Origin of the sequence: Exiguobacterium sp. s142 (genome assembly GCF_018618455.1) — a bacterium.
Taxonomy (GTDB): Bacteria; Bacillota; Bacilli; order Exiguobacteriales; family Exiguobacteriaceae; genus Exiguobacterium; species Exiguobacterium aurantiacum_A.
The window spans coordinates 69775-90176 of record NZ_JACSMB010000012.1 but is presented as its reverse complement, the minus strand read 5'-3'; the positions used below and the strand labels follow the sequence as shown (position 1 = coordinate 90176).

At 52.5% G+C, this 20402-nt stretch carries 22 protein-coding genes; 10 read left to right on the top strand and 12 right to left on the bottom strand.

All coding sequences use genetic code 11. The features are described 5' to 3' along the window. Positions 1-99: 99 nt before the first annotated feature. The 5 genes from KNP77_RS11465 to KNP77_RS11450 all read right to left on the bottom strand — a co-directional run bounded on the left by KNP77_RS11465 (position 100) and on the right by KNP77_RS11450 (position 2914). Complete coding sequence (locus KNP77_RS11465; RefSeq protein WP_131465941.1) at positions 100-1029, bottom strand: manganese-dependent inorganic pyrophosphatase; 930 nt, start codon at positions 1027-1029, stop codon at positions 100-102. Between the two features lie 97 nt (positions 1030-1126). Beyond that, entirely contained in the window at positions 1127-1261 is a 135-nt protein-coding gene (locus KNP77_RS16105; RefSeq protein WP_016507966.1) for a hypothetical protein, read from the bottom strand. 105 nt (positions 1262-1366) lie between these two features. Continuing rightward, positions 1367-1642, bottom strand: a complete 276-nt coding sequence (locus KNP77_RS11460) for a HesB/YadR/YfhF family protein (protein ID WP_214890880.1) — start codon at positions 1640-1642, stop codon at positions 1367-1369. A gap of 67 nt (positions 1643-1709) precedes the next feature. Further along, the gene (locus KNP77_RS11455) at positions 1710-2669 is read right to left on the bottom strand and encodes a LacI family DNA-binding transcriptional regulator (RefSeq protein WP_214890878.1); all 960 of its coding nucleotides are present in this window, start codon (positions 2667-2669) and stop codon (positions 1710-1712) included. An 11-nt stretch (positions 2670-2680) separates the two neighbouring features. Next, entirely contained in the window at positions 2681-2914 is a 234-nt protein-coding gene (locus tag KNP77_RS11450) for a hypothetical protein (RefSeq protein ID WP_131444158.1), read from the bottom strand. A gap of 236 nt (positions 2915-3150) precedes the next feature. On the opposite strand from KNP77_RS11450, the gene KNP77_RS11445 reads away from it, so the two are divergent. The 4 genes from KNP77_RS11445 to KNP77_RS11430 all read left to right on the top strand — a co-directional run bounded on the left by KNP77_RS11445 (position 3151) and on the right by KNP77_RS11430 (position 7514). After that, positions 3151-4440 (top strand): NCS2 family permease, encoded by a 1290-nt coding sequence (locus KNP77_RS11445; RefSeq protein WP_070328344.1) that lies wholly within the window; start codon positions 3151-3153, stop codon positions 4438-4440. Positions 4441-4678: 238 nt separating this feature from the next. Next, positions 4679-5416, top strand: a complete 738-nt coding sequence (locus KNP77_RS11440; RefSeq protein WP_070328569.1) for a (Fe-S)-binding protein — start codon at positions 4679-4681, stop codon at positions 5414-5416. Positions 5417-5418: 2 nt separating this feature from the next. Beyond that, entirely contained in the window at positions 5419-6822 is a 1404-nt protein-coding gene (locus KNP77_RS11435; RefSeq protein ID WP_070328570.1) for a LutB/LldF family L-lactate oxidation iron-sulfur protein, read from the top strand. After that, complete coding sequence (locus KNP77_RS11430; protein ID WP_071398835.1) at positions 6819-7514, top strand: LutC/YkgG family protein; 696 nt, start codon at positions 6819-6821, stop codon at positions 7512-7514. The genes KNP77_RS11435 and KNP77_RS11430 overlap by 4 nt, the downstream gene beginning before the upstream one ends. 41 nt (positions 7515-7555) lie before the next feature. Here the strand turns inward: KNP77_RS11430 and KNP77_RS11425 are convergent, their stop codons facing one another. Continuing rightward, entirely contained in the window at positions 7556-8584 is a 1029-nt protein-coding gene (locus KNP77_RS11425; RefSeq protein ID WP_214890876.1) for a DUF4097 family beta strand repeat-containing protein, read from the bottom strand. Continuing rightward, entirely contained in the window at positions 8581-8901 is a 321-nt protein-coding gene (locus KNP77_RS11420; protein WP_214890857.1) for a PadR family transcriptional regulator, read from the bottom strand. Before KNP77_RS11420 ends, KNP77_RS11425 begins: the two co-directional genes overlap by 4 nt. Before the next feature lie 195 nt (positions 8902-9096). On the opposite strand from KNP77_RS11420, the gene KNP77_RS11415 reads away from it, so the two are divergent. After that, positions 9097-11052: an ATP-binding protein gene (locus tag KNP77_RS11415; RefSeq protein ID WP_214890855.1), complete on the top strand. Its 1956-nt coding sequence runs from the start codon at positions 9097-9099 to the stop codon at positions 11050-11052. Between the two features lie 41 nt (positions 11053-11093). On the opposite strand, the gene KNP77_RS11410 is transcribed toward KNP77_RS11415, so the two are convergent. Beyond that, complete coding sequence (locus KNP77_RS11410; protein ID WP_214890853.1) at positions 11094-11891, bottom strand: glucose 1-dehydrogenase; 798 nt, start codon at positions 11889-11891, stop codon at positions 11094-11096. Positions 11892-12080: 189 nt separating this feature from the next. Here KNP77_RS11410 and KNP77_RS11405 point away from each other — a divergent pair, with 189 nt between their 5' ends. Together KNP77_RS11405 and KNP77_RS11400 are read left to right on the top strand one after the other, a co-directional pair. Then, positions 12081-13403 carry a hemolysin family protein gene (locus tag KNP77_RS11405; protein WP_251139052.1) on the top strand — a complete coding sequence of 441 codons (1323 nt, stop codon included), beginning with the start codon at positions 12081-12083 and terminating at the stop codon, positions 13401-13403. Positions 13404-13596: 193 nt separating this feature from the next. Further along, positions 13597-14589, top strand: a complete 993-nt coding sequence (locus KNP77_RS11400) for a 5'-3' exonuclease (RefSeq protein WP_070328350.1) — start codon at positions 13597-13599, stop codon at positions 14587-14589. 12 nt (positions 14590-14601) lie between these two features. Here KNP77_RS11400 and KNP77_RS11395 read toward each other — a convergent pair whose 3' ends face one another. Then, positions 14602-15402, bottom strand: a complete 801-nt coding sequence (locus KNP77_RS11395; RefSeq protein ID WP_214890851.1) for a VOC family protein — start codon at positions 15400-15402, stop codon at positions 14602-14604. Positions 15403-15508: 106 nt separating this feature from the next. Here KNP77_RS11395 and KNP77_RS11390 point away from each other — a divergent pair, with 106 nt between their 5' ends. Together KNP77_RS11390 and KNP77_RS11385 are read left to right on the top strand one after the other, a co-directional pair. Next, positions 15509-15835, top strand: a complete 327-nt coding sequence (locus KNP77_RS11390) for a winged helix-turn-helix transcriptional regulator (protein ID WP_131444153.1) — start codon at positions 15509-15511, stop codon at positions 15833-15835. A 64-nt stretch (positions 15836-15899) separates the two neighbouring features. Then, positions 15900-16907 carry a S66 family peptidase gene (locus tag KNP77_RS11385; RefSeq protein ID WP_131490585.1) on the top strand — a complete coding sequence of 336 codons (1008 nt, stop codon included), beginning with the start codon at positions 15900-15902 and terminating at the stop codon, positions 16905-16907. Between the two features lie 4 nt (positions 16908-16911). On the opposite strand, the gene KNP77_RS11380 is transcribed toward KNP77_RS11385, so the two are convergent. Then, positions 16912-18102 carry a helix-turn-helix domain-containing protein gene (locus KNP77_RS11380; RefSeq protein WP_131441690.1) on the bottom strand — a complete coding sequence of 397 codons (1191 nt, stop codon included), beginning with the start codon at positions 18100-18102 and terminating at the stop codon, positions 16912-16914. Positions 18103-18212: 110 nt separating this feature from the next. Here KNP77_RS11380 and KNP77_RS11375 point away from each other — a divergent pair, with 110 nt between their 5' ends. Beyond that, positions 18213-19478 (top strand): MFS transporter, encoded by a 1266-nt coding sequence (locus tag KNP77_RS11375; protein ID WP_214890849.1) that lies wholly within the window; start codon positions 18213-18215, stop codon positions 19476-19478. 25 nt (positions 19479-19503) lie between these two features. Here KNP77_RS11375 and KNP77_RS11370 read toward each other — a convergent pair whose 3' ends face one another. Together KNP77_RS11370 and KNP77_RS11365 are read right to left on the bottom strand one after the other, a co-directional pair. Continuing rightward, positions 19504-19800 (bottom strand): DUF3817 domain-containing protein, encoded by a 297-nt coding sequence (locus tag KNP77_RS11370; protein WP_021068057.1) that lies wholly within the window; start codon positions 19798-19800, stop codon positions 19504-19506. Positions 19801-19882: 82 nt separating this feature from the next. After that, positions 19883-20386 carry a DoxX family membrane protein gene (locus tag KNP77_RS11365; RefSeq protein ID WP_070328356.1) on the bottom strand — a complete coding sequence of 168 codons (504 nt, stop codon included), beginning with the start codon at positions 20384-20386 and terminating at the stop codon, positions 19883-19885. Positions 20387-20402 lie beyond the last annotated feature (16 nt).

The window sequence follows — 20402 nt, the reverse complement described above, 5'->3', positions numbered from 1 at the left end:
CCATAAAAATGAGAAGAGGCCACCGGGAGCGAACAAGTCGCTCCCGGTGGCCTCTTTCTTATAAATCTACTGAGTTATGTCCCAGCCTCTTCCTATTTCTTAGTTCGTCGCCGCTGCTGTCAACACAGGAACGATTTGTTTTTTACGTGATACGACGCCAGGAAGTGTCGCCAGGCCGTCTAACAGTTCGACGTTGAACGCTTGTTCGAACAAATCATGCTTCGCACCGACAACGAGTGCTTCTGAATCGTTCGTCAAGATGTTCGTGATCGCGAAGACGAACAAGTCGAGCTGTTTGTCAGCAATCGTCTTAGCCATCGCCGCCTCGACTTCACTTTTACGGCTCAACACGTCGTTCGCGTCAACCGTGTTCACTTGGGCGATCTCGATGCGGTAGTCGCCCATCGCGAACTCTTTCGCGTCGAGCGAGATGAGTTCAGGCACCGTCTTCTGGCTCAAGTCGGCTCCTGCTTTCAACATTTCGAGACCGTACGCCTCGACGTCAGTTCCGGCGATGTCTGCAAGTTCTTTCGCTGCTTTGACATCCTCGTCCGTGCATGTCGGTGACTTGAACAAGAGCGAGTCCGAGATGATCGCCGATAGCATCAATCCGGCCATGTCAGACGCGATTTCGACACCGTGTTCTTTGTACAGCTTGAGCAAGATCGTCGCCGTGCAGCCAACCGGCTCCGCCCGGTAGTAGAGTGCGTCTGCCGTTTGGAAGTTAGCGATACGGTGGTGATCGACGACTTCTAAAATGCGTACGTCAGCAATGTCGGGCGCACTTTGTTGGAACTCGTTATGGTCGACCAAGATGACCGAGCTCGTTTCGTCCGATACACGTTCGACGAGGCGCGGCGCCTTGACACGGAAGTGGTCGAGCGCGTATTGCGTCTCCCCGTTCACCTCACCGAGACGGACCGCCTCGGCGTCCATGCCTAATTTCTTTTTCAGTTCAGCGTAAGCGAGCGCCGAACAGATTGTATCCGTATCTGGATTTTTATGTCCGAAGACAAGTACTGTACTCATGATGCATTCTCCTCACTGTTGTAGTTTTCCCTTATCCATTATACCGTCAATCCCCATTCTTTCAATTCCAAAACAAAAAGAGCCTAGACTCGGCTCTTCACGATTGTTCGTCTTCGTCTGTCTCTTCGAGGTCCGAATGATCCCCTTTTGAATCTTCTTCGTGCGAGATATCCGGTTGGTCCCGGTTCAACTTCTCTTGTTCTTCTTGTTCACGTTTGTCTTTGTCTGACATCTGTCTCATCCTTTCGGTACTGAGTCTTGTCGTAGACTGTTCCCCGAGGTTGACGCGGTCAAACGGATGTCTCACATCCGTAAACAAACTGTCATGTCAGTCAGCTTAGACGAACACGACTTCATCCCCGCGGATCTCGACGTTGACGTCTTGTCCTTGGAACAACCATTCGTCCTGCTCGGCGACGACGAAACGAATTCCATCTGCGTTCGTCTCGACGACGGCGTTATCGATCTCTTCTGTGATGACACCGACCGAGAACCCGTGCGTCAAATCAGTCGAACCCCCGTATTTAGCGAACAGACGAACCGTCTGTCCCGCCTCGACTTCCATTTCGTCTTTAAAAAATTGGAGTGCTTCTTCCGTCACGTTGATTTTCATGTAACATCCTCCTCTCGACTTCTGTCTTCATTCTAATCGTTTCTCAAAAAGCGAGCGAGGAAGTTGCCTAGAGTGTCGTGCCTGAAAGATACGTGACGGTCAGACTTTGCGTCCTAACCGCACCGCCGTCCATCCCATCGAACGTCACGTCGAACAAGGCGCGACCGATTTCTTCATGCGGCGCGTGCATCGTCGATAAACCGAACGCCTGGCTGATTGGGTGGCCGTCAAAACCGAGGATGGCGACGTCTTCCGGTATGCGGACACCACGCCGGCGCATCTCTCCTAAAAAACCGAGCGCGACGTAATCGGACGACAAAAAGAGCGCGCGGGGACGCTCTTTTCGTTGAAGGAACTCTGCCGCTAAGCGGATCCCGTCTTCACTCGTCAAGTAACCGGTCCATACCCATCGCTCACGCGCGGACACCACTTCATCGAAGTAGGCCCGCTGACGCGCGATTGAGCTCGGACTAGACTGCCGCGATAAGACGATACCGATATCCGCATAGCCGGCTTGCGTTAACACATGCAATCCGGCGACGAACGCCGCGTAATGGTCGACATGGACCGAGGAAATCGTCTCAGGCGCACCGACCGTCGCGACCGAGATCGGGCCGAAACTACGGTACGTCTCCAATTCTTCGAACGACATCGCATGCGACAACAGAATTGCCCCATCGACTTCACGATGCTTCAGTAAGTCGAGTGCTTGCCGCTCTTGATCAAGCTTGTACTCGGTCTGCCACATGACGAGACGATACCCTTTCACGAGCGCCGCTTTCGCGAGTCCGTTGACGAACAGTCCGTAGTACGGATGGTCCATATACGGCAACACGACGACGAATCGCTGCGTGCGCCCAGTCGACAGCGTCAGCGCCTGCTGATTCCGTAAATAGCCAAGCTCTGCCATCGCCGCATGGACACGCTGTCCCTTTTCTTTTGAAACGTATGGATGTTCATTAATCACCCGCGAGACCGTCGTCACCGACACGTCCGCTTGTTTCGCGATATCTCGAATGTTCGCCATCCCGCCTCACCTCAATCTGTCAGTCTTTCCATATAGTGTACCCATTCTACTGACCGACTGTCATCTCTTGCCATCACTTGTCGCCGAATCGCTTGGGCGAGACGAAACCGTTCTTCGACGGATAAATGAAGAAACTCATCTTGAAACTGGGCGCACAACATGCGTCCGAACGGTGTGTACAATTGATTGATGACCAGTTCATAGACGATCCCGCTACACCAAGCCTTCCACGTCGTCGGATTCATCAGGCTTCCCTCCTTTGACTCTACCGTACATTCTGAAACGCGTTTCAGAGCAAGCACTTTAGTAATAATCTCTAATTCCGAACATTAAACGCTAAAATGAGAAATTTTTTAGTTTTTTAACTCGAAATCATTGACGATGTCGATTCGATTTCGTATAGTCAACAAGTTGATAACGTGTATTCCACTTTACCGGACAGTTAATGTTCGGAAATTACTACTTATAAGGAGTCTTTCTAATGAACTTATTCCGTTTACAGCAACACGGAACGAACGTTAAACAAGAAGTGATGGCCGGCATCACGACGTTCGTCACGATGGCCTACATCTCGGTCGTCAACCCGGCGATTTTATCCGACGCAGGCATTCCGTTCGCCCAGGCGTTCACGGCGACGATCATCGCCATCTTGATCGGAACCGGATTGATGGCGTTCTATGCCAACCTGCCGATCGCGGTCGCACCTGGGATGGGCTTGAACGCCTTCTTCGCCTATACACTCGTCGCGCAACAACAGATCGCACCCGAAGCCGCGCTCGGCGTCGTCTTCGTCTCGTCGGTCTTCTTCCTGATCTTGTCGCTGTCACCGATCCGGACGAAACTGATTCAAGCGATCCCCGCTTCATTGAAGCACGCCATCACGACCGGTATCGGGTTGTTCATCGCTTCGCTCGGCTTGAAGCTGTCTGGACTCATCGTCGCGGATGAAGCGAACCTCGTCCGTCTCGGGGAGTTGTCGTCACCGAGCGTCTTGCTCGTCCTCGGTGGGCTGATCGTCTCGGCGCTTCTGTTCTCACGTAACGTCCCAGGTTCGCTTCTTATCGGGATGGTGCTCACAGGTATCGCGGCCTACTTCATGGGTCTATTGAAAATCGAAGGCGTGACGGCGATGCCGACGCTACCGGAAGGGTTGATGGTCAACCCGCTCACCGCTTTCTCTGACGTCATCCAATATGGCTTGTTCGGGGCCGTATTGTCATTCTTCCTCGTCACGTTGTTCGACACGACGGGAACGCTCGTCGGTGTCGGCAAGCAAGCCGGTTTGTTGAAAGAAGACGGGACGATCGAGAACGGGCACCGGGCCTTGTTCGCTGATTCACTCGCAACGATGGGGGGCTCACTCGTCGGAACGAGTCCATCGACGGCCTACATCGAGTCGGCCGCAGGTGTCGCCCAAGGCGGACGGACCGGACTGACGACAGCCGTCGTCGCCGGCTTGTTCGGTCTCACATTGTTCTTCAGCCCGCTCATCGGTGCGATCTCAGGTGTTGCCGCCATTACGGCGCCGGCCCTCATCATCGTCGGCGCACTCATGCTGACGAACGTCCGCTATATCGATTGGACAGATTTCAGTGAATACTTCCCGGCATTCATGACGATCCTCATCATGCCACTCTCAGGCAGTATCGAACGCGGGATCGCCTTCGGGTTCATCCTCTACCCGATCTTCAAGGCGATGAACAAAGAGACGGTCCACCCGCTCATCTACTTGTTCGCGGGATTGTTTATTTTGGAAATGTTTTTCCTATAATACTTGACTTTAACCCTCGTCCCCGACGAGGGTTTTTCTGTTATTAATCAGGGAATCACTGTCTTATAGCAGTTTCTTCATGAATATGTATTCATTATCATTTAGTTCTCAATTAGACAGTATTTTACATTTTTTTGAGAAAATGATTCCATTTTTCTGTTTTGTGCTCATTTGTTATGGAATAATAACTGTGAAACCGTTTTCGAATTTGACTAAAATCAGGAAAGAAGGAATGGACATGCCAAACGTGGCGTTGTTCGTCACTTGTCTCTCCGATACGTTATTCCCATCGGTAGGACAAGCGACGGTCGAACTATTAGAACATCTCGGTTGTGACGTCAGCTTCCCGTTCGAGCAGACGTGCTGCGGTCAACCGGCCTATAACAGCGGCTACCATGAAGAGACGAAAAAGATTGCCAAACACATGATTGAGACGTTCGAGAAAGCGGACGCCGACTATATCGTCGGACCGTCCGGCTCGTGTGTCATGATGATGCGCGACTATCCGCACTTGTTCAAAGACGATCCTGTCTGGAAAGAGCGGGCTGAAGCCCATGCGGCGAAGACGTTCGAACTGACGCAGTTCATCGTCGACGTGCTCGAAGTGACAGACGTCGGGGCGAAATTCCCGGCGAAAGCGACGTATCACGCCTCGTGCCATATGACGCGCCTGCTCGGGATCGAGGCGGCACCGGGACAGTTGTTGAAAAACGTTGATGGGTTGACGATGGTCCCACTCGAAGGGGTACATAACTGTTGCGGCTTCGGCGGGACGTTCTCGGTCAAGATGCCGGACGTGTCGGTACAGATGGTCGACGAGAAAGTCGAGTCGATTTTAAAATCAGGGGCCGACGTGTTGATCGGCGCTGATGCGTCTTGTTTGATGAACATCGGGGGGCGCCTGCATAAACAAGGGCATCCGATCAAAGTGATGCATATCGCGGAAGTGTTGAACGAAGGGGTGAAACAAGCATGAGCATGGGGATTCGGTTAGATGAGAAGTTTCAAGATCGGCGGAAAGACGGGATCGATAACCCGTTCATGCGCCAAGCCGTCAGCTCGGCGCAAAATCGCCTGCGCGACGGACGTTTGAACGCGGCCGGGGAACTCGGGGATTGGGAAGCGTTCCGCGACCATTCGGAAGAGATTCGCCAGCACGTGCTCGAGCATCTCGATTACTACTTACACCAGTTGAGTGAGAATATCTCGAAGCGGGGCGGCAACGTCTTCTTCGCCGAGACGCCGGAGGAAGCGAACCGCTATATCCGCGAAGTCGTGCGCGCAAAAGACGCCAAACATGTCGTCAAATCGAAATCGATGGTGACCGAGGAGATCGGGTTAAACGAGGCGCTCCATGAGGAAGGATGTACGGTCGTCGAATCGGATCTCGGGGAATGGATTCTTCAGCTCGACAACGATCCACCGTCGCACATCGTCGCACCGGCGCTCCATAAGGACCGGAACGACGTCCACAAGACGTTCACGACCCACGGGTACGACGGGACGAACGATCCGACCGAGCTCGGCCGCTACGCGCGCCGTGAGCTGCGCAAAGACTTCTTGAAAGCAGAGGTCGGCATCACCGGTTGTAACTTCGCCATCGCCGAGAGCGGTGCCGTCGGTCTCGTCACGAACGAAGGTAACGGCCGGATGGTCACGTCACTCCCGAACACCGTCATCTCGGTCATGGGGATGGAACGGGTCGTCCCGTCTTACGAAGAGTTCGAAGTGCTCGTCAACATGCTGTGCCGGAGCGCGGTCGGTCAACGGCTCACGTCATACATCACGACGTTCGCCGGCACGAAAAGCGTCGGTGAAGTCGACGGCCCGGAAGAATTCCATCTCGTCATCGTCGACAACAAGCGGTCCGGTATTCTCGGGACTCAGTTCCAGTCCGTGCTCCAATGTATCCGTTGCGCGGCATGTATTAACGTCTGCCCGGTGTATCGTCATATCGGCGGCCACGCCTACGGCTCGATTTATCCGGGACCGATCGGCGCCGTGCTCGCCCCGCTGCTCGACGGTTACGAGAACTATAAAGAACTGCCGTATGCGTCAAGTCTTTGTGGTGCCTGTACGGAAGCGTGTCCGGTCAAAATCCCGCTCCATGAACTGTTGATCGAGCATCGCCGCGTCATCGTCGAAGACAAGAAAAAATCGCCGTTCGTCGAACGCATCGCCATGAAAGGCTTCGCCGTCACATCATCGAGCCCGTTCTTGTTCGAGGCGGCCGAACAGATCGCGCCGTTCGCATCGTCCCCGTTTGCGACAGCGGGGCAAATCGACAAAGGCTTACCGGCTTGGACCGACTCGAAAGACTTGCCGCAGCCGGCCAAACAGACGGTCCGCGACTGGTTTAAGAAACGGGGGAATGCACAATGAATCCAGGAACGATCACCAACCGTGAAGACTTTTTAAAGCGGATCGCGGGACAACTCGGACGCGACGTCGATTTGACGCCCCCGAAACGAGTATACAAGCACCGTCCGCAAGACGAGGTGTTGAAAGACGCTTCAACAGAGGAACTCCTCGAGACGTTCCGTATGGTCGCGACGCGCATTCATACCGACGTCGTCGAATGTGAGTCGACTCATCTCGATGACACGCTCCGTCTTCTCCTCGAACGATACGACGGCAAGACGATTATCGCCGAGGACGATGCACGCATTAAGGAATGGGCACCCGAAACGAGCCTGTCGTTCGACTGGTGGGATGCCGCGCGTCCGGATGACAGCCGCGCCCTTGCCGTGAAAGCTGACGTTGGGATCACGATTGCCGACCAAGCACTCGCTGAAAGTGCGACCATCGTCCAATACGCGGCCCCCGGAAAATCGCGGACGATCAGCTTGTTGCCACAAGATCACATCGCCATCATCCCGAAATCGGTGCTCGTGCCCCGGATGACGCAAGCGGCGAAACAACTGGCCGAACTCGATCGCAACGGCGAGCTCGCCTCACCGCAAGGCGTCAACTTCATCTCGGGCCCGTCAAACTCGGCCGATATTGAGATGAACTTGATCGTCGGTGTCCACGGACCGGTCCGTGTCGCCTACGTTCTCGTACATGATCTCTAACGAAAAGACTCGCCACGACGGCGAGTTTTTTCGTTTATTCTTTATTCGACGGTGATGCTGCCGTTCGTGCTCGTCAGTTTGACTTCAAGCGATCCGTCCCCGAACGTCCGCTCGTTCGTCCGATGCCCAAATATGTCGAGTTGGCCGTTTCTCGTTTTGGCGCGGATTACGGTGTCGCTCGGCTCTTGCTTCAGACGCAGTTCGATTTTTCCGTTCGTCGTCTTCAATCGAAGCGGATGTTCAATCGCATCGATCACACAATCGATACGTCCGTTCGACGATTTCGCCTCGATTGCGCCGTCCACGTCGACGATGTCGAGCCGACCGTTTGACGATTGCAGAGTGAGACGTTCAATGACAGAATCTCTCACTTCGACTCGACCGTTCGATGTTTGAACGTCAAAGTCTTGGCCCGCGCTCATCGTCAGGCAGACGTTCCCGTTTGACGAGCGCAACGTCCCGTGAGTGGCCCAGACCTCACTCGCGTTGATGCGACCGTTCTCGCTCTCGACCTCGATCAAAGCAGCTCGCACCTCACGGACGTCACTCGAGCCGTGCCGATTGTTCAGACGGACCGATTCATACGTGTGACGCGGCAACTCGACATGCAACACCGGTGTTTTCGTCCCGAACCACGAGAACAAGTCGGACAGTCCGAAGCGGCGTTCCGACTCGATCCGCACCTCGAGCGTGTCGTTGACGATGTCCATCTTGACGCCATGTTCGGTCTCATCTTCTAGTGTCGCGTAGGCATAGCCGTCCGCGGACGGTACAACGTTCACGTGCGCATTTTGAACGCGAATCGAGACGTGTTGAAACGCCACGTTTGGGCTCTTGACGATGGCAGGCGGCGCAATCGGCTCCGCCGCGATCGAATCGACTGACACGAGCAGTTCTGAGGCGAGCATGTTCGGTGTCCCGAGCTCCTCGGCCATCGCTTCGTCACTTTTCCCATCGAGTCGCCCGCTCGCAAAGTATTCCGCAACGTCCCGCAAAATATCGACCCGATCGATGATGCTGATCCCCATGAGCAACCGTTCGAGTTCAGTTAAATACTGCTCTTCTGTCATTTGTCGTCTCCCCTTTTGATCAATTCGTTGACTCCTGTCGTGAATGATTGCCATTCCGCTCGCAATTCGTCTAGATGGATCTTCCCTTGCTCCGTGATGGCGTAGTACTTCCGTGGCGGTCCTTCTGCCGACTCCTTCAAATACGTCGTGAAGTAGCCTTCCGACGTGAGTCGCCTGAGGAGCGGATAGACCGCCCCTTCCGAGATGGCAACTCTTGCCGAGATTGCTTGGACGAGCTCATAACCGTAACGGTCATTCGTCTCGACGAGTGCAAGTACACACAAGTTTAAGACCCCTTTTTTAAATTGAGGGTTCAATCGATTCGCCTCCTCTACTGTTCATTAAACAATAGCATATCATTTACTACTATTCAATAGATATTAGCTAACGTGTTTACTGCATCTCGATAAGTGGTATATCGCTGCAGAAATCTGTACAATAGGGGAACGACACTCGTAGTAAAATAATTGTCACAGCCGGAATGTATGTAGTTCCAGGAAGGAACGGTCCCTATGAAAGCTTGGATTGACGAGCGGATCGGAAGGCAGTTTTTATTCGTCTTCTATTTATTCATTGGACTGATCCTCCTCACCTCACTCGCCGTATACGTATATACGGAAAATCGAATCGAAGAGACGACTTCATCGCTCGAGAACGTCAGCGAACGTCGCACGAATGCGACCGAGCTCTTCGAGACATGGCAGTCGATGCAATATGAGATGCGCGGTTACGTCCTCCTCGGTGACGAGGAGTTGCTTGCCCGCGTCAAAGAGAAACAAGTCTTGATTGAAACACAGACCGCCTGGTTCGAAACGAACGCGGTCACAGAAAAAGAACAGACGTATGCGGGGGATGCCCGATCGTTATTCTCGGCCTATCAACAACGCGTCATGCCGAGCCTCGAGCGCTACGTCGTCGCGAAACAGGAAGGCACGGTCACCGAGCCGTTCCTGCAAATGCCGACGCTTGGGAAAGTGACGCCTCAAACCGAACCTCAGGCCGATCGGAAATTCAAGATCAACTCGAAGAGCGCGGCTGACATGAGCGCGAGTATCGTCGACATGGAGACGGTGTTCACCGAATACCGCAACGCCTTGAACGCGGAAGAAAACCAACTCCGTGAACAGCTCGCCACCCATACGAAATGGGCGCAAGTGCTCTGGCTCCTGTCGCTACTCACGGTACTACTCGTCCTCTTCATTGCGGCTCGGCCTTACGTACAACGGTTGACCGGTCAACTGCAAGAGTTGATCACGAATAGCGAACGGCTCACCGACGATCGGGTCATACCCGTCCCTGTTTTGGTATCGACTCGGAACGAGGTCGGCCAACTGACCGAATCGTTCCGTCAAATGGCGTCGTCGCTGTCGTCACAACGTTATCAAGTCGAAGAAGAGCGTGAGAAGACAGCGCGACTCTTGCACTCGATCCGTGATGCCGTCATTTACGTTGAACATACGACGCATGAGAAACTCGCCAACCAGGCGCTCTTCGTCATGTTCAATCAGGCCATCACAAAGCAAAACGAGACGGACCTGTATCGGCTTGATGCCGACCTTGAAGAACTCGGTCTCCAAGTCGATCAAAAAGATTCGTTCTTCTCGTTCATGCGCCGTGCTTTTGACGGCGAAGCGATGGAAGAGAGCGTGACGTTCTCAATGAATCAAGAAGAACGGTTCATCCAAATGTACGCTGAAAAGATTCATTTGCGTGGCACACGCCATGGTACGATGCTCGTCTTCCGGGACGTGACGCAAGAAACCGAGGTCGACCGCTTGAAGACAGAACTCGTCGCGACGGTGTCTCATGAATTGCGCACTCCACTCACGAGCATCATCGGGTTTACCGAACTTATGCGCTACCGGACGATGCCGGCTGAACGGACCGATCAATATTTAGGGATGATTCATCAAGAGACGCTCCGTCTCGAGGATTTAATCTCCAACTTACTCGACGTTCAGCGGATGGAGTCAGGCAAACAAACGTATCAAAACGAGCCCGAAAGCTTGTACGATATTTTGGCAGAAACGATTGCCGTCCACCAAGGCGCGAGTCAACACCACGACTTATCGTTTGAATGTGATAACGACATCCTCGTGTACGGGGACCGGAACCGGCTCAGCCAGCTGTTCACGAACCTGCTCCATAACGCGATCAAATATTCACCGAACGGCGGAAAAGTTGCGGTGTCCGTCACGAATGACCAGTCGGACGGCGTCGAAATTTCCGTCACGGACTCTGGCATCGGAATCCCGACTTCAGCGCTCCCGAAACTGTTCGACAAGTTTTATCGCGTCGACAATTCGGCCAGCCGGAAGATCGGTGGCACCGGACTCGGTCTTGCCATCTGTAAAGAGATTGTCGAAGGGCATGACGGGACGATCCGGGTCGACTCACGTGTCGGTCTCGGATCGACGTTCACGATCGTCTTGCCGAAATATATCGAGGAAGATCAAATGAGCGGCTAAACAATAAGGGATGACTCGCCTCGGGCGAGCCATCCCTTATGTTATTGGACTTTGTTTTCTGGGCCGAATGCCGGATAGAGCGACAAGCCACCGTCAGCAAAGATGGTCGTGCCCGTGACGTAAGACGATTCGTCTGACGCGAGCCACGCTGCCACCGCAGCAATCTGTTCCGGCCGCCCAATCTTATGGGTCGGGATGAGCGCTTCGAGCCCTGTCTTCTCTTCCGGATCTTGCATCGTCTCTTCGTTGATCGGTGTGTCGATCGCACCAGGAGCGATGGCGTTGACCCGAATCTGATTCGGCGCATATTCGAGCGCGACCGACTTCGTGAACATCTTAACCCCGCCTTTACTCGCTGCGTAATGCGTATAGCCCGGTCGCGGGATCACCTCGTGTACCGAGGACATGTTGATGATATTCCCTTTCAAGTCATGCTCGACGAAATACTTGAGTGCGGCCCGTACCCCGAGGAACGTCCCGGTCAGGTTCGTATCGATAATTTTCTTCCAGTTGTCGAGCTCCATCTCGTGCGTTTTCGCTTCGACTTGGACACCGGCGTTGTTGACGAAAATGTCCATCTGTCCAAATTCAGACACTGCTTTTTCGATCATCTTCTCGGCGAGCCCTTCTTCGGCGACGTCACCTTGGACGGCGACGGCTTTACCTCCGGCCGCCTCGATGCCGCGGATGACTTCCTTCATCTCGTCTTCACTGCTTCTATAATTTAAGACGACGCTGACGCCTTCTTTCGCATAGCGTTCGGCCACCGCTCGCCCGATTCCTTTTGAACTACCTGTGATTACTGCGACTTTCCCTTGAAGTTCTGGATAGTTTGCCATGTCGTTTCCCCTTTCGTCTTCTCGGTTTGTAGTTCCCGCATTCCCCTCTTCATGAAACCTTTCGGGCTGTCTTTTGAATATTTATGGGAAATCTACTATACTGAAACAAACTATTCGTTTTCAGGATTTGCCTGAAAAACGTACAAACTTATTCTTATGGAGGTGAATCCCCGATTTTTTGGGGAATTTTTGGACAGTCCCATGTTACTCAGTTTATTGATCGTCGCCTTTCTCATCTTCATGACCGCCTTTTTCGTGGCGGCCGAATTTTCAATCGTCAAAGTCCGGAGCGCACGGCTCGACCAACTCGTGCTAGAAGGAAACTCACGAGCGTCCGTCGCTAAAAAAGTAATCGAGAACCTCGATGACTCGCTATCCGCCTCGCAGTTCGGCATCACGCTCGCCGCGCTCGGCCTTGGTTGGATCGGTGCCGATCAAATCGAAGGAATGATTCAACCGCTCGTCGACCGCTTGAGCGTCTCGCCGTCGGTTTCCACATTCCTGTCGTTCTTAATCGCCTTTTTGCTAATCGCCTTTTTACACGTCGTCATCGGCGAACTCGTCCCGAAGACGCTCGCCGTACATGAAGCCGAGAAATTGACGCTGCTCGTCGCCCGGCCGCTCTACTTCTTCACGAAGCTGTTGTATCCGTTTATCCGGGTGCTCAACAGTATGGCCCGGCTCACGCTCCGCTTGTTCGGTGTCAAGACGACGGCGCAAGAGACGGCGCACTCAGAGGAAGAACTCAAAATTATCATGACGGAGAGTTTTCGAAGTGGCGAAATCAACGAGAACGAACTCGCTTACGTTCAAAATATCTTCTCGTTTGATGAACGTGTTGCAAAAGATGCGATGGTGCCGCGGATGAATATGGTGACGATCGATGAAGAAGACTCGATCGAGACGATTATCGCGACCGTCCAAGAGCATCAATATACGCGCTATCCGGTCACACGAGACGGTGACCGCGATGACGTGCTCGGTTTTATTAACGCCAAACAAGTGTTCACTGCCCAACTCGTCAAGAGTGACGCCCCGCTTGAATCGTTTATCCATCAGTTACCGCTCGTCACGGAATTCACACCGCTCCAAGAAGCGATGGTGAAAATGCAGAACGCACGGACGATGATGTGTCTCGTCATCGATGAGTACGGCGGCACCGCCGGCCTGCTCACGATCGAAGACATCCTTGAAGAAATCGTCGGTGAGATTCGCGACGAGTTCGACCGGGACGAACAAGCCGAGATCACTGAAGTCAATCCAGGCCATTATCGCTTGTCTGGTCTCGTGCTCACGCAAGAGATCGAAGAGCGCTTCGGCATTGAGATCGAGGATGACGTCGACACGATCGGTGGTTTCGTCCTCTCGCAAAAAGCGAATGCACGCACCGGCGAACGCTTCATCCTGCCAGGTGAGCACGAACTGATCGTCCGCGAGATCGACAATCACCGCATCGTCTTCGTCGACTTGATTCTTGCGCATAAAGATCAGCTTCGAGCCGAAATGGACTAAGTGTCTTTGACCGCCCTCCCTTGAACATTAGGGAGGGCTTTTCGATTGACGCTCGAACTGTCGCTATATTTTCAAGGCTTGTCGTGATATACTGCACATATGTTGCTAATTTGAGTGCGTGTCACTCATTGACACAACATCACCGAACAGTTCATTAATGTTCGGTCCAACAACTACAGAAAGAAGGTTACGCATGGAACGTAAACTATTTTTAATTGACGGAAACTCCATGCTGGCCAGTGCCTACTACGGTGCCGCCGCGAGCCGAACGAAAAAAGGACGCGAGGTATCTAAAAACGATCGGAGTGCCGTCATCGGTATGACCGGCCTCATCCGGACGATTCTACGCAGACATCGTCCGTCTCATTTTGTCGTCGTATGGGACGTCTCACGTGAAACATTGTGGCGTCGCGAGCTTTATCCTGGCTATAAACGCCGCCGTCGCCAGACACCACCCGAGTTGAAGGCTCAAATGGAACTCATGCGCCAATTGCTTGAAGAGAGCGGAATCCCGCAATATCAAGTCGAAGGCTATGAGGGAGAAGATTTGATTGCCCACATCGCTCGGAAGTTCAGCTGCAGCGCGCCTGTCGTCATCATGACGAAGGATAAAGACTTGCTTCAGCTCGTGAGCCCACGTATCACAGTATGGCTTCAAACACAGGAGCTTCAGCAAATGCAAGCTCGTTGTGATATCCAAGACAACCGCCCGCTCCCACTCAAGCGACATCTCGAGATTCGTCCTGAGGAGATTGCAGCGTTGTACGAAGGATTGAAGCCGAAACAGCTCTCAGCGGTCAAAGCGTTGACGGGAGACCGTTCAGACGGCATCCCACCTGTAGCCGGCCTTGACGAAAGTCAATCGGTACAGTTGATTAAACGCTTCGGTTCGCTCGATAAGCTTTACACGGCGCTTAGCGTCAAAGGCGATAAACGACAACTGATCAATGAAACGATCGCAGCACTGACGTCAGAGGAAGTGCCCCGTAACTTGAGACGTACACGCAAAAAAGCCGAGCGCAACATGGAGCTCGTCCGTCTCGATGTCACGGTGCCAGAACTTGAACATTTGAAACTGGCTCATCTTGAGCTCAGCATCAATTCAAAACGGGTCGAACAAGCGTATCAAAAACGCGGCATTCGCCTCTCGTTTGATTCGAGTCAAAAGAAAATTTCAGCACGTTAAAAAGCGCGGACATTAGTCCACGCTTTTTATATTGACCGTAATCCCATCGTCGTCGGTGAGCGACCATTCCGACGTCGTCCCTCCGAGTTCGTGGTTCGTCGAAGCGTCGACAAAAAGCGTCCATGCTTCAAGTCCCGCCTCGTCATTCATCGGTTCAGTCGGACGGGCCCAGACGTTCGCACCGATGTGATGATGATACCCGTCGGCCGCGAGGAACAGTGCACCCGGGTATGAATCGGTCGTGACGGTAAACCCGAGTCGATGTTGATAGAATAATTTCGCCGCTTCGAGGGAACGTACTTTAAAGTGAACGTGTCCCATCGTCGTCCCGACAGGAAGACCTGTGAACGGACGGTCCGCTGCCGCCTCGAGCATCGATTCGTACTCAACCGGATCGGTCGACATCTTCACGTGACCGTTCGCTTCATATTCCCACTTCTCACGTGGCCGATCAGCATACAGCTCGATGCCGTTCCCTTCCGGATCGTTCAAATAAAACGCCTCACTGACCAAATGGTCGCCTTGACCGACTTCAATCCGTCGCTCGATCAAATGACGGAGAATGCGTCCGAGTTCGACGCGGTCCGGCAGCAAGATTGCCATGTGGAACAAGCCGGCCGCCTTTCGGTTCGGACGCACACCTTTGACTTCATGCAAGATGACGAGCGGCGTATTCGGCGCACCGAGCGTGACGCGGTCGATACCGACTTCGAGTACGTCCATTCCAATGACTTGTTCGTAAAACTGTTTCATGTTTTCTAATTCACTGACCCGGAGCGTGACCGGTCCGAGTTGGATATTGGTTAATTTCATGTTTTCTCACCTCTCTCTTTACTATACATGCCGTGTCCCGTTTGCAGAAGACGGCACAAAAAGGTGGTATAGTTACCGAAAGGATACTTAGAGAGGAGCGAGACTCATGACGATGATCTCAAGCTGTGAAGTCGATACCGCACTCGAACTGATCACCGGTAAATGGAAACCATCGATTTTACTCGCGCTCATCAACGGGGGGACGCTCCGGTTCAGTGAACTGAAACGCTCGCTCCCGAACATTAGCCAAAAGATTTTGACAGCCCAGTTGCGTGACTTAGAAGAGCACGATATCATCATCCGTACCGTCTATCCGGAAGTCCCGCCGCGCGTCGACTATCAGTTGAGCGAGTACGGCAAGACGCTTATCCCGGTACTCGAGACGATGAACGCTTGGGGCATGAAGCACGCTGCGCGCATGCAACAAAAATAAATTGTCCACATGTGGATAACTCATTTCCGTATCACTGCCCATCACTTATCCACAGGAGGATCTCATGATTCGTTATCCACAGTTGACTGGTCGCCACGTCGGCGTAACCGCCCCGTCGTCCGGAGTACCAGCCGCGCGTCATAGTTTACTTCACGACGCCGAGACGACGTTCGCACGCCACGGCTTCACGCTTCAATTTGAACCGTCTGTTTGGACACAACACAAAGCAAAATCGGCGCCGGCCGCAGTGCGTGCCGAAGAGATGACGCGACTGTTCCACGATGAGGACGTCGATTTGATCATCCCGCCATGGGGCGGCGTCTTGTTGCTCGAGCTACTCGATAAAATCGCTTGGGACACGCTCCCAGCGAAGTGGATGCTCGGCTACTCTGACGTCAGCTTATTTTTATTCGTCTACACGCTCAAGACCGGCATCGCCTCGGCTCACGGGACGAACCTTGTCGATCTGCGCGGGGAATCGTGGGATGCGACGAGTTCGCGTTGGCTCGACGTCTTATCGACGAAACACGGCGAGACCGTCATTCAACTGTCTTCAGAGCAATTTCAAAAAGAATGGCAGCACGGTAATCCGAGTCCATGCGTCTACCATTTGACCGAGCCGACCGTATGGAAATCACTCGGTGGGATGGAAGCGACCGGTCGTCTGCTCGGCGGTTGTATCGACGTCCTCTTGCATACGATTGGGACGCCTTACGGTGACGTCGCTCAGTTCCAACAGACTCATTTGAACGATGAACCGATTCTTTGGTATTTCGAGAACGCCGAGATGGATGTACCGGCACTCAAACGGACCCTGCTTCAAATGAAGTGGGCCGGTTGGTTTGATCATACGACAGGCATCTTGTTCGGTCGCAGCGATGCCCAACCACCGGTACAAGGTTATACGGCAGAAGACGTCTACGCTGAACTACAGGAACTACTCAACGTTCCCATCATTTATGACATCGACTGCGGGCACGTGCCACCACAACTGACACTCATTAACGGTGCCCATGCCTCGATTCAAGTCGAGGACGGGAAAGGCACGCTCATTCAAACGTTCAAGGGCTGATGATTCAGCCCTTGATTTTTTTTATCATGGAAGTCAGATGGCTTCGAAAACGCCCTTCTGGGAACAACTCGACCTCTCGTTCAATCAACGGGACCCATTCATCGCCACATCCATAACTCGTTCCAATTAATAACCCTTCAAAGTAAATCGCTTGATCGACAAACCCGTGCTTCGCCCACTGATCGTGATGCTCCAACAGCTTCAAAAATGATTTCCGGCCTGTCTCGACTTCACCAGTCAGGGCAAAATAGACACCTTTACTCATCTCAAATGCCGCGATGAATTCTGTATTGCTTTCTAACAACTGATCCATGACAGCAATCTGTTGTTGTAAAAGGTCTATTTTCCGATACTCAATCGCATATAGCGCTTCTGTCATCGCTAGACGAATTTGCATCGTCACGTCTCCAGTGAAGTCAGTATATTGTTTTGCTTTTTTCAACGCATCGATAATCACCGCTTCGTCTTTCAAATAAAGCGCACAAATCGCAATCGTGCGGTACACATCATCGACGCGATAATATATTTTCGTCCGTTTCATATAATCAAGTGTATCTTCGAGACGACGAACCGCACCTGGCAAATCATCGTCATACAACATATTTCGAAACACCATGAGCATACTAAACTCGACGCGAGTTTTCGTTTTCATACTTCTCGAATCAATCAATTCAATCGTGTCGATGCGTTCAATCGCATCGTCAAAACGATTCCACATGAGTAAATAAAAGGCTTGGCTAATGCGAGCCATGATCAGCTCTTCTTTCTCCTCGACCCGTTCGAACACCGTAATCGCTCGATCATACAACTCCAGAAGTTTTTGTTGATTTCCACTATAAAACATACTGTCCGCAAGTAATGTGTAAGCCTTCCCTTGCCATACCGAGTTCATCTCTAAGTCTAAGTAGGGTGAGAGAGCCTTTTGAACAGCTTCATCTTCCCATGAGTTAAGACTTCCTTGCATATATTCAATCTCTTCGACGATTTTTTGTAAGCCCGCCTCGCGAGGATCGACAAGTAACGACTGCACCGACACATCCAACCGCTTGGCAATCTCGCGCAGACTGCGCATCGACGTTTCGGCTTTCCCGTTCTCAATCATACTGAGCATCGATTTCGTGATGATGCCGTCTGCGAGTTGACTTTGCGTCAACTTTTTTTCTTTTCGTAACGTCTTAATCCGCTGTCCAATCATAGAGCACCTCTTAAAAGTTAAATTTAATTGAACTTATTGTTTACAAATCTCTCTTTGTCGTCTATTATAATGTTAAATCACATTGAACTTAATTGCAAAGGAGACTATGTATGACTACTTCTACCTCGAACTTGTACGTGTTGTTGCTCGGGAAATTCATGTCGTTGTTCGCTTCCAGTCTATTCACGTTCGTCGCCGGATTGACGGTGCTGACGACTTCCGGTTCCGGGCTCCAGTTCGCCCTCGTCTTACTGGCCGGGACGTTGCCTCGTGTTCTATTATCGCCGTTTGCCGGTGCGTATGCCGACAAATTGAACCGAAAACGCGTCATCATCACGATGGAATCGCTCAACGGGCTATTGTTCTTCTTGGCCGGGGCCGCGAGCCTCATTTGGACGTTCGGCGTCCCTGCTTTCTTGATTATTACATGTCTGCTTTCTATCGTCTCCACTTTCTTGTCGGTCACGTTGACGAGTTCGATTCCACTCCTGTTCGACGAAGACGGGCTTCAACGCGCCAATTCGCTCATCCAAAGTATCATTTCCGTCTCAAGCATTGGCACGCCACTTTTAGCCGGGGCGCTGTTCAAGCTATTACCGATTTCAGCGTTCTTGTTCAGCTCATCCCTCTTGTTCCTCATCGCCGCCCTGTTCGCCTCACGTCTCACATTCCAAGCGTATGAACATGTTTCCACCGATCAATCGACGTGGGACGACGTCCGCTCCGGTTTCCGCTATTTGAAACGCCAACGCGTGCTATGGACGCTGACGATTCTTGCGGCGTTCCTCAACTTCTTCTTCGTCGCTTCAGAAGTCCTATTCCCGATTGCCGCCTTGCAACAGATCGGGGTCAGCCCGCTCCAGTTCGGCTTTTTGGAAAGTATGTTCGCAGTCGGATTTTTAGTCGCCTCACTTGCCCACGCGCTGCCGTTCTTTAAGATCAAGTATCGTCTAGCGACGGTCCGCACATCGCTTATCGTCATGGGTTGCCTCTTTATCGGCCCGGCCGTCCCGCTCTATTTCGACTTCTCGGTCACACCCGCCATCGTCTTCCTCACCGGATTCGCTTTGTTGAGCGGTTTCTTCATCATCCGCGTCAATATTCCCATCCAACTGTTTTTGCAGACGAACACGGAACCAAGCTACCTCGGTCGTGTCATGGGCGTCCTCGAATCACTCGCGATGGGGATCACCCCGCTCGGTTTCGTGTCGTTCGGGTTATTGAGCGAATGGATGTCGGTCACGTCACTTTATGCGATTTGCATGGTATGCCTGCTTTCGATCACGCTGTTCGCGATGCATCGCATCCGTCACGATATCGCGGCTGAAAAAGCGACGGTACTGGCTGAAGTCGAAAGTGCGCCGACACATCAATGAACGAAAAAAAGACATCGAACGTTTTTCAGTTCGATGTCTTCTCTGTTGATGGAAGGACTCGTTTCTCTAACAAGAACGGTCCGAACGGGATGACCGAAGCCATGACCGCGAGGACTAACACTTTGAAGCCCCAGTTGAAGCGCCACGCCATGTAAACCGCTGCCGCCACGTAAGCGACGAACAGGAAACCATGGGCCGCACCGACGATGCTGACGGCTAGCGGCATGCCAGCCAAATACTTAAGCGGCATTGCGATCAACAATAAGAGCAGGAATGACATCCCCTCTGTATAACCGAGCCATTTGAATCGAGTTGCGTTCATATCCGTTCTCCTTTTTAATCGATGCTACGTTCATCGTAGCCGATAGAGGTGAAGTTTGTCACAGGAGAACGTTAGAAAGTCGTTAGGCTATTTGACGATTTGGTGAACGATGCGCAATTTTCGTTTCGACGAAGCGGCGGAGGAACAAACCATCGACGCCGATTTTGCCTGCGTTGTAGCCCGCGACGAGAATCAAGACCGATACGATCAACATCGTCGGGTTCGTGCTGACCGTCCCTGACAATAAGAACGCCATGTTCATGACGAGTCCGAAGAAAGCCGCGCTGCGTGTGAGGGCACCAAGCAAGAGACCGAGACCGACCAAGAACTCACCATACGGAATTAAGATATCGAAAAGTGCTGCGTTTGGAATCGCGAAGTTTTCAAGGAAAGCTGCCCACCATCCGGCGACCGCCGGGTGATCTCCCGTCGCGAGTGAAGCTGCGTTTTGAAGGTAACCGCCTGATCCGAAGCCGCCCGTGATTTTACCCCATCCGGCTGTGAGCCATTGATAGCCGAGCCAGATCCGTAACACCGTCAAGATGCCGGTTGCGATGTTGTGGTTTTGCCAAAACTTTGTGAACATGATAATTCCTCCTTTT